At 70.2% G+C, this 14,321-nt stretch carries 13 protein-coding genes; 4 read left to right on the top strand and 9 right to left on the bottom strand.

Annotated features, from left to right (window positions below; translation table 11 throughout):
* Positions 1-7 precede the first annotated feature (7 nt).
* Both ABD346_RS13545 and ABD346_RS13540 read right to left on the bottom strand, forming a co-directional pair.
* Positions 8-1,627, bottom strand: a complete 1,620-nt coding sequence (locus tag ABD346_RS13545) for a YfcC family protein (RefSeq protein ID WP_344374783.1) — start codon at positions 1,625-1,627, stop codon at positions 8-10.
* Positions 1,624-2,982, bottom strand: coding sequence for a M20/M25/M40 family metallo-hydrolase (locus ABD346_RS13540; RefSeq protein WP_344374782.1), 1,359 nt, complete (start codon positions 2,980-2,982; stop codon positions 1,624-1,626). Before ABD346_RS13540 ends, ABD346_RS13545 begins: the two co-directional genes overlap by 4 nt.
* Positions 2,983-3,140: 158 nt before the next feature.
* On the opposite strand from ABD346_RS13540, the gene ABD346_RS13535 reads away from it, so the two are divergent.
* Together ABD346_RS13535 and ABD346_RS13530 are read left to right on the top strand one after the other, a co-directional pair.
* Positions 3,141-4,343 carry an FAD-dependent monooxygenase gene (locus tag ABD346_RS13535; protein WP_381229995.1) on the top strand — a complete coding sequence of 401 codons (1,203 nt, stop codon included), beginning with the start codon at positions 3,141-3,143 and terminating at the stop codon, positions 4,341-4,343.
* 231 nt (positions 4,344-4,574) lie between these two features.
* Positions 4,575-5,183, top strand: coding sequence for a TIGR03086 family metal-binding protein (locus ABD346_RS13530; RefSeq protein WP_344374779.1), 609 nt, complete (start codon positions 4,575-4,577; stop codon positions 5,181-5,183).
* Between the two features lie 21 nt (positions 5,184-5,204).
* Here the strand turns inward: ABD346_RS13530 and ABD346_RS13525 are convergent, their stop codons facing one another.
* Both ABD346_RS13525 and ABD346_RS13520 read right to left on the bottom strand, forming a co-directional pair.
* On the bottom strand, positions 5,205-6,044 hold the full coding sequence (locus ABD346_RS13525) for a pentapeptide repeat-containing protein (protein WP_344374777.1): 840 nt from the start codon (positions 6,042-6,044) through the stop codon (positions 5,205-5,207).
* A 51-nt stretch (positions 6,045-6,095) separates the two neighbouring features.
* Complete coding sequence (locus ABD346_RS13520; RefSeq protein ID WP_344374776.1) at positions 6,096-6,725, bottom strand: TMEM175 family protein; 630 nt, start codon at positions 6,723-6,725, stop codon at positions 6,096-6,098.
* A 289-nt stretch (positions 6,726-7,014) separates the two neighbouring features.
* On the opposite strand from ABD346_RS13520, the gene ABD346_RS13515 reads away from it, so the two are divergent.
* Both ABD346_RS13515 and ABD346_RS13510 read left to right on the top strand, forming a co-directional pair.
* Positions 7,015-7,881, top strand: a complete 867-nt coding sequence (locus ABD346_RS13515; RefSeq protein WP_344374775.1) for a chitosanase — start codon at positions 7,015-7,017, stop codon at positions 7,879-7,881.
* Positions 7,882-8,067: 186 nt separating this feature from the next.
* Positions 8,068-8,541 carry an excalibur calcium-binding domain-containing protein gene (locus ABD346_RS13510; protein ID WP_344374773.1) on the top strand — a complete coding sequence of 158 codons (474 nt, stop codon included), beginning with the start codon at positions 8,068-8,070 and terminating at the stop codon, positions 8,539-8,541.
* Positions 8,542-8,648: 107 nt separating this feature from the next.
* Here the strand turns inward: ABD346_RS13510 and ABD346_RS13505 are convergent, their stop codons facing one another.
* The 5 genes from ABD346_RS13505 to pucL all read right to left on the bottom strand — a co-directional run bounded on the left by ABD346_RS13505 (position 8,649) and on the right by pucL (position 14,321).
* Entirely contained in the window at positions 8,649-10,061 is a 1,413-nt protein-coding gene (locus ABD346_RS13505) for a nucleobase:cation symporter-2 family protein (protein ID WP_344374772.1), read from the bottom strand.
* Positions 10,062-10,079: 18 nt separating this feature from the next.
* Positions 10,080-10,289: a hypothetical protein gene (locus ABD346_RS13500; RefSeq protein WP_344374770.1), complete on the bottom strand. Its 210-nt coding sequence runs from the start codon at positions 10,287-10,289 to the stop codon at positions 10,080-10,082.
* 191 nt (positions 10,290-10,480) lie between these two features.
* A complete protein-coding gene (locus tag ABD346_RS13495; protein WP_344374769.1) occupies positions 10,481-11,872 on the bottom strand; it encodes an 8-oxoguanine deaminase in 1,392 nt (463 codons plus the stop codon).
* 56 nt (positions 11,873-11,928) lie between these two features.
* Positions 11,929-13,329, bottom strand: coding sequence for a nucleobase:cation symporter-2 family protein (locus ABD346_RS13490; protein WP_344374767.1), 1,401 nt, complete (start codon positions 13,327-13,329; stop codon positions 11,929-11,931).
* Between the two features lie 68 nt (positions 13,330-13,397).
* A complete protein-coding gene (gene pucL, locus ABD346_RS13485) occupies positions 13,398-14,321 on the bottom strand; it encodes a factor-independent urate hydroxylase (protein WP_344374765.1) in 924 nt (307 codons plus the stop codon).

Here is a 14,321-nt window from a genome sequence, read left to right as displayed (position 1 = left end):
GCCGCTGCTAGGTGAAGGCCGCCCCCACCGCCACGAACGCGCAGATCAGCACGAACAGGATGGCGAGCAGCGGAGTCACGAAGCGGAGGTACTTGTTGTAGCCGACCTTTGCCAGGGACACGCCGCCGATCGTGACGGCCGTTGTCGGGACCCACAGGTTCATCCAGCCGCTCGCCGCCTGCCAGGCCGTCACCACCACCGCACGGGAGACGCCCGCGAAGTCGGCCAGCGGGGCCAGGATCGGCATCGCGAGGGTGGCGTGGCCCGAGGTCGAGGGGATCAGGAAGGCCAGGGGGAGGTTCACCACGAAGACGAGCACGGCGAACACGGCGGACGGGGCACCCTTCACGACGCCCTCGATCGAGTGCAGCACCGTGTCCGTGATCTGCGAATTGTTCATGATCACCGTGACGCCCCGGGCGAGCACGATGACCAGGGCCGGAGAGATGAAATCGGCGGCGCCCCGGATGATCGTCGCGCTCAGTTCGGCCTCGCCGAGGCGAGCCGCGACGCCCACCAGGACAGCGGCCACCAGGAACAGGGCCGCCAACTGCGGGAAGGACCAGCCCAGTTCCCAGCCGTACGGAGTGGCGTCCGCCTTGCCCGTCAGGGCGCTGGACCACGGCACCACCGAGAAGATCATGAAGGCGAAGACGAGGGCGAGGAGGGTCAGGACCAGTTTGTGGGTCCGGGTCAGCTCCGGGGGCCCGGTCCGGGGGGACTCCTCGGTCGGCCCGGTCGGCCCGTCCGCCGGACGTACCTCCGCCTCCCGGTGTTCCAGGTCCCCCGGCAGGAAGCCCGTCAGGGATTTCGACGGGTCCCGCTGGACGCGCCGCCCGTAGCGGACCACGTACAGGATCGACACCGCCGTCAGGACCACCCACATCACGAAGCGCAGGACGATGCCGTCACCCAGGGAGATTCCGGCGGCCGAGGAGGCGACTCCCGTCGCGAAGGGGTTGACCGTCGAGCACAGCACGCCGATGCCCGCGCCCACGATGATCGTGCCGGTCGCGACCAGGCGGTCGTAGCCGAGCGCCAGCATCAGCGGCACGATCAGGCCGTAGAAGCCGAGGGTCTCCTCGGCGAAGCCCTCGACCGTGCCGAGCACCGAGAACACCGTCATCACGCCCGCGATGAGCAGCGCGCCGCGCTCGCGGAGGCGGTGGGCGAGAAGGCCGATGCCGCGGTCGAGCGCGCCGGTCGCGAAGACCACCGTGATGAATGCGCCGATGGCGAGCACGAAGAGGAACACCCCGGCGCTGCCGTACAGTTCGCCGGCCATGGATGGGCCGACCCGGCCGGACTTCGCGTCCTGGATGCCGTACAGGCCGTTGACCGGCGAGAGGAACAGGTCGTTCAGGCGGTCCACGAAGCTCTGGCCGTTGCCGACCCGGTGGTAGGTGCCCTCGACGGGCGCCCCGTCGGCGTTTCGGTCGTACGCGCCGGACGGGATGACGAACGCCAGGATCCACACGGCGACCGTGACGATCGCGAGGATCGTCAGCGCGCTGGGGAAGCGGAATCCCCCGGTCTTGGACGACGACCCCGGATCCTCGAACGGCGTTTCCGGGGGCGGGACTTGGGGTGACTGCCCCGGACTCGCGGCGGGAGGCGGCGTCGTCATGACCGGCCCCCGAACGCCGCCGCAGACCCGCGCAGGAACGCCGCCTCCGCGAGTCCCCCGCCGCGCAGTTCGGAGAAGAGTACGCGTTCGTTCGGGGCGTGCAGGGCGCACATGCCTTCCTGCACGCCGAAGAGCAGCACCTCCGCGCCGGGCGCCGCCTTGGCCAGGCCGTCGACCAGCGGGATCGAGCCGCCGCTAGCCACGAAGTCGGGCTCCGCGCCCCAGCCCTCGCGCAGTGCGCTGAGCACGGCGCGACGGGCCGGGCCACCGGTCGCGGGCTCGAAGCCGGGGCCGGCGTCGCCCGGGGTGACGGTGAGCGGAATTCCGAAGGGCCGCAGTGCCTCCACATGGGCGACGAGCGCGCCCTGCGCCTCCCTCGGATCCTGCTGCGGAGGGAAGCGGGGGTTCGGCTCGTGCCGGGCGTACGGAACGAGCGCGGGCGCGGCGTGGTCCACGCTCGGGGCGTCCACGCCGATGCCGGTGACGGCGGGCCCGCTCCACAGGCGCTCGCCCAGGCTGCCCGTGCCGATGAGCGGTACCCCGTCACGCACGGCCGCGAGGTCGCGGAACTCCTCGTCGGCGCAGGAGGTGCCGGACCAGGCCTCGCGGCGCAGGCCGGCGACGGCCACATCGCCGTCGGCGTGGTGGAGGGTGGCGAGCGCGTGCAGCAGGACCGGCAGGGCGTCGGGGGCGGCGCCGCCGCACTCTCCGCTGTGCCGCGCCTCGGCCGGCGTGCGCACCTCGACGACCACCTCGCTCGCGCCGCGCAGGCCGGTGGTGAGGGTGGGTGAGCCGGGGCGGATGTTGCCCAGGTCGGCGATGATCACGGCGTCGCGGGCGAACCACTCGGAGTCGGTGGGCGGGCAGTCGTCGAAGGCGCTGCCGTACTCCTCCTGGCCCTCGGTCTGGCCCTCGATCACGATCTTGATGCCGGTAGGCGGACGGCCGCCGTGAGCGCGGAGCATGCCGAGGTGGACGACGATGTTGGACTTGTCGTCCGCGATGCCGCGGGCCCGCAGCCCGCCCTCGACCGGGGTCGGCTCGAACGGCGGCGAGCGCCACAGCGACGCGTCGCCCGGCGGCTGGACGTCGTAGTGGGCAGAGAGCAGCACGGCTGGGGTGGGCGGGGGGATCTCGGCGTAGGAGACGGGCGCCGTGACGGGCAGGTCAAGCTGCTCGATGTGCTCGACGCCGGCGCCCCGCAGCAGCTCCACGACCAGGCCGTGGGCCCGGCGCACCTCCGGAGGGAAGCCGGGGCAGGCGATCGAGGGGATGCGGGCCAGCCGTTCCAGGTCTGACCGCAGCCCGTCCATCAGTGCGTCGACCGTCGATCGCAGGTCCTGGTCCGCGTCCATGGGCTCAATGGACCATGCGGGGCACGGCGCCGCATCCCGTGATCGACCGAGTGCCCTCCTGCGCCCGGCACCGGTTGCTGCGACAATCCCGCGGGGGGCGTCCGCCGGGCCGGGGAGGCCCGGCACTCTGTGTGACGAGGACTGCGAGGGCGTTGGGGATGCGTGGAGGGCGAGTTGCCATTGTGGGCGGGAGCGTCGCGGGGTGTGCCGCGGCACTGGCCGCGCACCGCGGTGGCGCCGAGGGGATCACGGTGTACGAGCGGGCGGCGGGGCAGCTGGCCGACCGCGGGGTGGGACTCGCGATGCACAACGACCGCTATGCCGAACTGGAGGCCGCCGGGTACGTGGACACGGCGATGCCGTGGATCCAACTGGCCAGGCGCTGCTGGTACGTTCGCGACGGAGGGGCCCCGCTGGGCCGCCGCGTCGGGATCCTGCCCTTCCCGTTCCGCACGTACAACTGGGGCCCGCTCTGGCGCGAACTACGGGCACGCGTACCGGAGTCGGTGGAATTCAGGGCGGGTACGTCGATCGAGAGCCTCGAAGTCGGGCCGGACCGCGCCGAGTTGAGCACGGCCGACGGACGGTCGGAACGGTTCGACTTCGTCATCGGCGCCGACGGCTATCGCTCGGTGGTCCGCACCGCCGCCTACCCCGAGGTGCGACCGGAGTACGCGGGCTATCTCGCCTGGCGCGGCGCCTTCCCCGTCGAGCGGCTGCCCGATCCCGGGCTCTGGCCGGTGGAGGACTGCGTGTACGCCGTCTTCCCGGGCGGGCACGCGATCATCTACCGCATCCCGGACGGCCGGGGCGGCCACCGGGTCAACTGGGTGCTGTTCGCGGCGCCGCCGGCCGGCCACGGACTGCCCCTCGACTCCCCCACCAGCCTGCCGCCCGGCACCCTCACCGAGGCGCTGCGCGCCTGCGCCCTGGAGATCGCGGACACCCGGCTCGCGCCGTACTGGGGCCAGTTGATGCATCTGACGAAGCCGGAGGAGCTCTTCATCCAGCCGATGTACGACTTCACCGCGCCCCGGTACGCGGTCGGCCGGCTCGCCCTGGCCGGGGACGCCGCCACGGTGGCCCGCCCGCACACCGGCGGAGGCGCGGTGAAGGCGCTCCAGGACGCGACCGCCCTGGGCTCCGCGCTGGCCTCGGCCGAGAGCTGGCCCGAGGCCCTTGCCGCGTACGACACCCGGCGGTCCACGGTCGGGCGCAGCATGGTCGACCTCGGCCGCCGCCTGGGCCTCGGACTCGTACAGGAGAGCCCCGACTGGAGCGCCATGGACCAGGGCGGCCTGGAGAAGTGGTGGCAGCAGGCGGACGGATCAGGCGCGTTCGGCGGCCGGAAGCTCACCTGACGGGCCGGCAAGGAACGTCCACGGCCGGCCGCGCCGAGAAGTCGCCGGGTGGCCGCGGCCACGGCAAGGGGCGGGCGGTCAACTACCCCTCGTTTCCGCCCTGTTGACCCCACCTGAGCCCCTCGCCGAAGCCGGGCGACACCCGGGCCATGACCCCCGTACGGATTCGTGGCGCAACCGGCGATGAGTTCTCGTTCCCCGTACCGTCTCCCTTCCATGAGCAGCGAATTCATGAGCAGCGAAACGAACGCCCAAGCACCCCTCCCGGACCTCGGCCCCGCGGCGGCCGAGCTGACACGCCTGCTCGAAGGCGTACGCGACGATCAGCTGGGGAGCCCGACACCCTGCCCCCAGTACGTGCTGCGGGATCTTCTCTCGCACATCGCGGGCCTCGGCGTCGCCTTCAAGGATGCCGCGCACAAGGAGTTCGGCCCGTCGACCAGCACCGCCCCCGGCAGTGTCCGGCCGCCCGAGCTGGCCGCGGACTGGCGCAAGTCCATGCCCGAGACCCTCGCCGCGATGGCGGACGCCTGGCGGGATCCGGCGGCCTGGGAGGGCGACACCCAGGCGGGCGGCCTCACGTTCCCCGCGGCGATCGCGGGCCGCGTCGCCCTCGACGAGCTGGTCGTCCACGGCTGGGACGTGGCGCGGGCCACCGGCCAGACATATCGGCCCGCCCCGGCCGACCTGGAGGTCTCCTACCAGCTCCTCGCCCCGTCGAAGGACGACCCGGCCGCGCGCGGCGAGGCGTTCGGCCCGGCCGTCGACGTACCGGACGAGGCGCCGATGCTGGACCGCCTGATCGGCATGAGCGGGCGGGACCCGGGCTGGGGGCGCTGACCGCTTCGCCGGGTGTGATCCTTACCAGTGCGCAGGCCGCACCAGCGACGCCGGGAGCCGAGTGGTCGCGTCCCCCTTCGCCGCGTTGAGCTGGGCCTGGGTGAGGAAGAACGCCTCGGTCAGATCGGCGCCGGACAGCCGCGCGTCGCGGAAGTCCGCGCCGATCAGGTCGGCCATCCGCAGGTCCGCGCCGCGCAGGTCCGCCGCGATCAGGAAGGCGCCCCGCAGGTTCGCGCCGCGCAGGTCGGCGCCCTTGAGCTTGGCGCCCATGAGGTCGGCACCGCGGCGGTCCTTCTTCTTGCCCTTGAAGTCGGCCCTGACCAGCTCGCTCGCCTTGAGGAGCAGCTGGTTGACCTTGTCGCGGTGGGCAGGAACGTCCAGGTCGGCGAGGGCCTCGGGGGCCAGAGCCGTGAACGCCTCGGTCTCCTCCAGGGCGGCGCGCAGCTCGGCGTGGACGGGCCGCGCCTTCGGCAGGGCGAGCGCCTCGGTGACGTACCAGAGCAGCTCGTGGAGCTGGCGCATCACCGGGAAGACCTCGAACATCGAGGCGGCGGTCTCCGGCGCCGTACGCCAGTCGCGGCCCTCGAAGGTCCCCTGGGAGACCTTCTGGCCGGCGCCGAAGCAGTCGTACACCGTGCAGCCCTGGAAGCCGCGTCCCCGCAGGTCGCGGTGGATTCCGCAGCGGAAGTCCTGCTGGAGGTTGGGGCAGGGCTTCCCGGCCGGCTTGTTGATCGCGAAGTCGGCGGAGGCCGCGTAGGCGAGGGCGACACAGCACAGGCCGAAGCAGTTGCCACAGTCGGAGACGAGGGTGAGGCGGGTCACACCCGGGGCCGGGACGGCTGCCTCGTGGTTCTCGGACAACGTGCGGGACTCCTTCTGGCTGGTCTTCTGACGTGCGGCAACGGCAGCCCGTCAGTCTAGCCCGGCCTCGGCGACCGGCACCTTGAGCTGGTTGAAGCCGTAGTACACGGCGAGCAGGCCGTGCGCGGCGAGCGTCAGCGGGGCCGAGACGAAGGCGAGGCCCACGGTCGCCGGGTAGGCGAGCGAGCCGATCGCGAACCTGGCACGGGTGGCGCGGGCGGCCGCGCTGTCCACCCGGTCGTCGAAGAGGTGCCCGGTACGGGTCAGGTGCCACCACAGCGCTTGGTAGTTGAGGGCCATCACGACCATCAGGCCGCTGTAGACGACGGCCGCGACGTGCGAGGCGCCGGGCTCCCGCAGGTACTCCGCCATCAGCGCGGCCGGCCAGGGAATGGCGACCACCGTCATCAGGAGCAGCAGGTTGAGGAACATCAGGGTGCGGTCGATGCGGGCCACATAGCTGAACAGGGTGTGGTGGTTGACCCACATGATCCCGATGATCAGGAAGCTCACCACATAGGCCGCGTACGAGGGCCACATGCGGCCCAGCTCCCGCCACAGATGGTCGCCCGCGTGCGGCGGCACCTTGATCTCCAGGATGAGAAGGGTGATCGCGATGGCGAAGACGCCGTCGCTGAACGCCTCGACGCGGCTCGACTCGGAACGGCTGGTTTCGGTCACCCGGGAAAATGAACCCCACAACCGCCCCGGCTGCAAGGGCGGTTGTGGGGTCCTCGCGTGTCGTTCGCTCAGGGCGTCGACGGGTCCGTCGCCCAGCGACGCGAAGAGCAGCAGGTCCGCCACGGTGAAGGTGCCCCGGCATGGCGAGATCGGGCCGGCCCGCCTCGGTGAAACCCGCAGAGCCACTTCAACTTCCTTGTGCCGCAGGGGTGTACGGCCGCTTCGCGACAATGGTAGGAAAGTTTCCTAACAGAACACCGGAGCGACGAACTTCCTCATGGAGGTCCAGGTGCACACCCCCCACCGCAAGACCACCGCACGTCGTACCAAGATCGCCGTACGCGCCCTGCTCGGCACCGCTCTCCTCGCGGTTCCGGTCACGGCGTACGCCGCCGACAACCCGGCCACCACCACAGCGGACAATGCGACGGTGAACAACGCCGCCGCGACCGGGCTCGACGACCCGGCGAAGAAAGACATAGCCATGCAGCTCGTCTCCAGCGCGGAGAACTCCTCGCTGAACTGGAAGGCTCAGTACAAGTACATCGAGGACATCAAGGACGGGCGCGGCTACACCGCCGGCATCATCGGATTCTGTTCCGGCACCGGCGACATGCTCGACCTGGTCAAGCTGTACACCGCCCGCAATCCCGGCAACGTCCTCGCGAAATACCTGCCCGCCCTGGAGAAGGTCAACGGGACCGACTCGCACAAGGGGCTCGACCCGAACTTCACCAAGGACTGGAAGACCGCGGCGTCGGAGACGGCCTTCAAGGACGCCCAGAACGACGAGCGGGACCGGGTGTACTTCGACCCGGCCGTCAAGCAGGGCAAGTCCGACGGTGTCGGCACGCTCGGCCAGTTCATCTACTACGACGCCATCGTGATGCACGGCGACGGCAGCGACCCGACCAGCTTCAGCTCCATCCGCAAGAAGGCACTCGCCAAGGCGAAGCCCCCGTCGCAGGGCGGCAACGAGACGACGTACCTCAACGCGTTCCTGGACGCCCGGGTCTGGGCGATGAAGCAGGAGGAGGCGCACAGCGACACCAGCCGCGTCGACACCGAGCAGCGGGTCTTCCTGAAGAAGGGCAACCTGAACCTGGACACCCCGCTCGACTGGAAGGTGTACGGCGACCCGTATCACATCGGGTAACAGCCCCCGCAGGAACGGCGGGTACGGCAGCGGAGGGCTGTCGTACCCGCCTTTTCGTGCGTTCTCCGACCGCACGGCGGCCGAATTCGGCCGAGTTGGCCGAACTCAACCAAAGATACTTTTTCGCCCCGTACTCTCTCTTCACCAGATCATTACAAGCAGTCGATCGCCCGAAAGAGCCGCCGCATGCGCATATCCAGCCCAGCCGTCCGCACTCTGCTCATCTCCGGCCTGCTCGGTGCGCTCGCGTTCACCACGACCGGCTGCCAGGACGACAAGCCCGAGAAGGTGAAGCCGCCGGTGGCCAGCGCCTCGGCCGTCACGCCTCCCGCATCCACTTCACCTTCGCCGACGCCGTCCGCCAGCCCCAGCGCCACGCCGTCCTCGACGCCCCCGGCCCCGACGCCGCCGGCCCCCAAGCTCCCCCCGCAGCCCAAGCCCAGGACGAACGGCCCCAGCCTGCCGCCTCCGATGAACGACGGCGGGGGCAACGGCGGAGGGGACAGCGGCGGTAGCAGCAGTGGCGGAGGCGGAGGCAGCGTCTACTACAAGAACTGCGCCGCCGTCCGCGCGGCCGGAGCCGCCCCGCTCCACCGCGGCGACCCCGGCTACGCCGCCCACCTGGACCGCGACGGGGACGGCATCGCCTGCGAGAAGTAGCGAGGGGGTTGCCGTGCCGGGGGGCGCAACACCCCGAAGGGCCGCATCCCGTGGGATGCGGCCCTTCCGTTCTCACACCGTGATGCGCGGACAAAGGGGCTGAGCGGTCAGTGCAGGGCGACCGCCGGTTCGGCCGACGGAAGGTCGTCGTCGGTCTCCGCCTCGGCGCGCTTCTTGCCGAAGTGGTTGAAGGCCAGGTTGAGGACGATGGCGACCACACAGCCGGTGGAGATCCCGGAGTCGAGGACCACCAGCGCCTTGTCGGGGAAGGCGTGGTAGAAGTCCGGCTTGGCGATCGGGATCAGGCCGATGCCGACCGAGGCCGCCACGATCAGCGCGTTCTCGCCCTTCTCCAGGGCGGCCGTCGACAGGGTCTGGATGCCGCTGGCGGCGACCGAGCCGAACAGCACGATGCCCGCGCCGCCGAGCACCGGCAGCGGCACGAGGGAGATCACCGAGGCCGCGACCGGGCAGAGCCCGATGACGATCAGGATGAGCCCGCCGGTCGCGACGACGAACCTGCTGCGCACCTTGGTCATCGCGACGAGCCCGATGTTCTGGGCGAAGGCGCTGGCCATGAAGCCGTTGAAGACGGTGCTGAGCACGGATCCGAGGGTGTCGGCGCGCAGGCCGGCCGCGATGGTCTCCTGGTCGGCCGGACGCTCGACGATCTTTCCGAGGGCCAGCATGTCGGCGGTGGACTCCGTCATGCAGACCAGCATCACGATGCACATCGAGACGATCGCGGCGATGTCGAACTGCGGCGCGCCGAAGTGGAACGGCGTCGGGAAGCCGATGACGTCCGCGTTCTTGATGGCGTCCAGGCTGGTCTTGCCCATCGGGATCGCGACGGCCGAACCCGCCACCAGACCGAGCAGGATCGCGATCTGCTGCATGAAGCCGCGCAGTAGTTTGCGCAGCGCGAGCACGATGACCAGGGTGATCCCGGCGAGTGCGAGGTTGGAGAGCGAACCGTAGTCGGCGGCCTTCTCGTTGCCGCCGGAGGACCAGTTGAAGGCCACCGGGAGCAGCGAGACACCGATCAGGGTGATCACGGTTCCGGTGACGACCGGCGGGAAGAAGCGGACGAGCTTGCCGAAGTAGGGGGCTGCTATGAAGCCGAGCAGTCCTGCGACGATGACTCCGCCGAGGATGACGGGGATCGCGTCGTGACCGTGCTCCTTGCCGATGGCGATCATCGGGGTGACCCCGGCGAACGAAACCCCGTTCACGAAGGGCAGCTTGGCGCCGATCTTCCAGATCCCGAGGGTCTGCAGAAGGGTGGCGAGCCCTGCCGTGAACAGGCTCGCGGCGACCAGAAAAGCGGTTTCCTTGGTGTCGAGCCCCACAGCGGGACCGACGATCATGGGCGGGGCCACCACACCCGCGTACATCGCGGCCACGTGCTGGAGGCCACTGGTGAACATTTTCAGCGGGGGGAGCGTCTCGTCGACCGGGTGCTTCTCGCCGGTCTGGGCGGGGGTGACTGCGAAGTTGCGAAACCTGGGCTGTGCGGCCACGGCGGTTCCTCCGGTCGGTTACACGTCGGCGGTGGACGCGGATGTCAGGGAGGTGGTGCGGTGTGGTGCGGTGAGCAGCTGGAACAGGTGGTGCAGGGCAGTGCGAACAGCACGGCTGGCTGTGTGACGCGGGGTGCCACCGATCGGGTTGCGGGTCGAGCCGAACGGCTGGGGCTGGGCCGGGTGATGGCCGGTGGTGTCGGGCGGTGCGGGCAGCGCGGGGATCACGCTTCCGGTAGGGCCGGCGGTCGGCGCGGCTCGCGCCGACTCACGGTATGCGTGCGGGGATTGACACGCTCACCGTTCCGGGGGGTGCGTACGTCCTTGTAGTACGCACCCCCCGGTCCAGCTGCCGTGAACCCCGCTCGGGTCCACGGCGACCGGCCGAGGGCCGTCCCCCTCGGCCGGACTCCTTGGGGTCAGGCCTGCGCGGCGATCCGGGCGAGGCGCTGGGCCTCCTCGCGGGTCGCGACCGCGATGGCGTCCTCGTCGACCGTGGTGAGACGGCTGTTCTCGACGATCTGCTTGCCGTTCACGAACGAGGCGGTGACCGGGGCCGCGGCACCGAAGACGAGCGCGGTGACCGGGTCGGCGATGGAGGCGTGGGCCAGGGTGTCCAGCTTCCACAGCACGAAGTCGGCGAGCTTGCCGGCTTCGAGGGAGCCGATCTGGTCGGCGCGGCCGAGCACCTGGGCGCCGCCGTAGGTGCCGAGCCGCAGCGCCTGGCGGGCGTTGAGGGCGGCCTCGCGGTGCTGGGCGTTGAGGCGGTTGATGAGGAGCGCGTTGCGCAGCTCGGTGTGCAGCTCGCCCGACTCGTTGGACGCGGTGCCGTCGACGCCGAGGCCGACCGGGACGCCCGCCTTCAGCATGTCGGGAACGCGGGCGATGCCCGCGGCCAGGCGCGCGTTGGAGGACGGGCAGTGGGCGACGCCGGTGCCGGTGCGGGCGAAGGCGGCGATGTCGGAGTCGTTCATGTGGACGCAGTGCGCCATCCACACGTCGTTGCCGAGCCAGCCGGTCGACTCGAAGTAGTCGGTGGGGCCCATGCCGAACAGCTCCTTGCAGAACTGCTCCTCCTCCACGGTCTCCGAGCCGTGGGTGTGCAGCCGTACGCCCTTGGCGCGGGCCAGCTCGGCGCCCTGCTTCATGAGTTCGGTGGAGACCGAGAACGGCGAGCAGGGGGCGACGGCGACCTGGGTCATCGAGTCGAAGGAGGCGTCGTGGAAGCGGTCGACGGTCTCGGCGGTCGCGGCGAGCGCGCCTTCGAGGGTCTCGACGGCGAAGTCCGGCGGCAGGCCGCCGTCCTTCTCGCTGCGGTCCATGGAGCCGCGGGCCAGGGTGAAGCGCACGCCCATCTCGGAGGCCGCGCCGATGATCGCGCCGGACAGGTCGCCCGAGTTCCGCGGGTAGACATAGTGGTGGTCCATCGCGGTGGTCACACCGCCGCGGGCCATCATCGCGAGCGAGCCCTGGGCGGCGACGCGGCCCATCTGCTCGTCGATGCGCGCCCACGTCGGGTAGAGGGCGACCAGCCAGTTGAAGAGGTTGTGGTCGGTGGCCAGACCACGCGTGATCCACTGGTAGAAGTGGTGGTGCGTGTTGATCAGGCCGGGGGTGACCAGGTGGCCGGTGCCGTCGATCCGGCGGACCACGTTCTCCAGGCCCTTCGGGGCCTGGCCGGCTCCGATCGACTCGATCTTGTTGTCGGCGACGACGAGGTACCCGGAGGCGTACTCGGTGTCATTCGCGTCCACGGTGGCGATCGCACAGTTCTCGATGACGATGCGCTGGGGGGCTGCCGAAGGTGCCATGGTGCTTCCTTCTCAAATCAGTGGCGGCGGTGATGTGACTTGGGCACGGCAGGACCCTACGAGGATTTGAGTACCGGGGCGGTGACGCTGCTCCGGGTGCCGAGATGGTGGAAGAAAAGGTTCAGCAGGACCGCGGTGAGCGCTCCCGCACTGATGCCGGACCCGAGCACGGTCTGTGCCCAGGCGGGGAATCCGGCGTAGAAGGTGGGCGCGGCGAGCGGGATGATGCCCGCTCCCAGTGCCACGGCCACCAGGATGATGTTGGAGCTGTCGTCTAGCCCGGCCTCGGAGAGGGTACGGATACCGCTCACCGCGATCGAGCCGAACAGGACGATTCCGGCGCCGCCGAGGACGGGCATCGGGACCAGCGAGACGACGGCTCCGAGCACGGGGAAGGCGCCGAGCACGAGCAGGGCGCCGCCCGCGACGGCGACAACGAACCTGCTGCGTACGCGAGTCAGCGAGACGACGCCGACGTTCTGGGCGAACGCGCTGGTCGGGAAGCCGCCGAAGACCGGGCCGAGCAGGGTGGCGATGCCGTCGGTGCGCAGGCCGCGGGCGATGGTGCGCCCGTCGGTGCGGCGTTCGCAGATCTCGCCGATGGCCAGCATGCCGGCGCTGGACTCGGTCATCAGGACCAGCATCACGATGCACAGCGACAGGACGGCCGCGGGGTGGAACTCGGGGGCGCCGAAGGAGAACGGCGTCGGCAGGGCCGCGACGGGCGCGGACTTCAGGGCGGAGAAGTCGGCCATCCCGAAGGGGATCGCCGCGAGCGTGCCGATCAACAGGCCGAGCAGCAGGGCGACTTGACGCAGGAAGCCGCGGGCGAAGCGCTGGAAGAGCAGGATCACGACGAGCGTGAAGGCGGCGAGCGCCAGGTGGTTCATGGACCCGAAGTCGGCGGCGTTCTTGTCGCCGCCCTGGGCCCAGGACACGGGTACGGGCATCAGCGTGACGCCGATGAGCGTGATCACGACACCGGTCACCAGCGGCGGGAAGAAACGCAGCAGCCGGCCGAAGAAGGGCCCCACCAGGAGGCAGAAGACTCCGGCGACCATCACCGCGCCGTAGATGGCGGGGAGTTGATGGCCTTTGGCGCTGGTTTCGGCGATCGCGAGCATGGGCGCGATACCGGCCGACGAGGCGGCGTTGACGAACGGGAGCCGGTTTCCGGCGAAGTTCGCGACGCCGAGGGTCTGCAGGACAGTGGCGAGCCCGGCGATGAGCAGGCTGGCCGCGATCAGACGGGTCTGTCCCGCGGTGTCCAGGCCGACGGCCTGGCCGATGATGAGCGGAGGGGTGACAACGCCCGCGTACATGGCGGCGATGTGCTGCAGCGCCGCGGGAACGAGCCGCGCGGCAGGAAGCTTTTCGTCCACCGGGTGCACGGCACCTTCAGGTGGGGTGGTACATGGGCCGTCGGCTGTTGCCGGCCCCATTGCGGGCTGTGCCATGGGATGTCCCTCCGGTCTGGCCGGCCCCCGCCCGACTGGGGCCGGGCGGGGGCGGGCTCAGTGCCGCGTCAGAGGTTGGTCATGTCGACCGGGATCTGCGGCTCGACGCCGTCGCGCAGGACGGTCGCCTCGATCAGACCGTACGGACGGTCCGCCGCGAAGTAGACCTCGTTGTCGTTCTTGAGCCCGAACGGCTCGAGGTCCACCAGGAAGTGGTGCTTGTTCGGCAGCGAGAAGCGAACCTCGTCGATCTCGGACCGGTTGTTGATGATGCGCGAACCCATCTGGTACAGGGTCTGCTGCAGCGAGAGGGAGTACGTCTCGGCGAAGGCCTGGAGCATGTGCTTGCGCACCTGCTCGTAGGACTTCTCCCAGTTCGGCGCCTTCTGCTCGTCATCGGTCCAGCTGAAGCGCCAGCGGGCCGAGACCTGCGTCGCCAGGATGCGGTCGTACGCTTCCTGGAGCGTCGTGTACTTGTCCTTGACGTAGCCCCAGAACTCGGAGTTCGTCGAGTTCATCACCACGAGATCCTTGAGGCCCGAGATGACCTCCCACTTCTCACCGTCGTAGGTGATCTGGGTGACCCGGGTCTCCTGGCCCTTGCGGACGAAGGAGTGCTTGACCTCGTCGGAGCCGATGAACTTCGAGTTGGCGTCGGAGGTCTCGATGCGCTCCCACGAGTATTCCTCGATGCGGATGCGCGCGACCTTGATCGGCTCCTGCGAGGTCACGAAGTGCCGCGCGAGGTGGATGCCGAACTGCTCGGCGGACTCGATGCCGTACTCCTTGGCGAACGCGTACACCGTGTTCTTGGTGGTGTCGGTCGGGAGCACGTTGGCGTTCGAGCCGGAGTAGTGCACGTCCTCCATGTCGCCGGACAGGGCGACGGAGACGTTGAGGTCCTTGATGTGGTGCGTGTCGCCGTCCCGCGTGATCTTGACGACGCGGTTCTCTGCTTTGCCGTACTGGTTCTGGCCGAGAATCGTGGGCAT

Source organism: Streptomyces mauvecolor (assembly GCF_039532965.1).
GTDB classification, from domain to species: domain Bacteria; phylum Actinomycetota; class Actinomycetes; order Streptomycetales; family Streptomycetaceae; genus Streptomyces; species Streptomyces violascens.
This window is presented reverse-complemented; position numbering and strand designations above follow the sequence as displayed.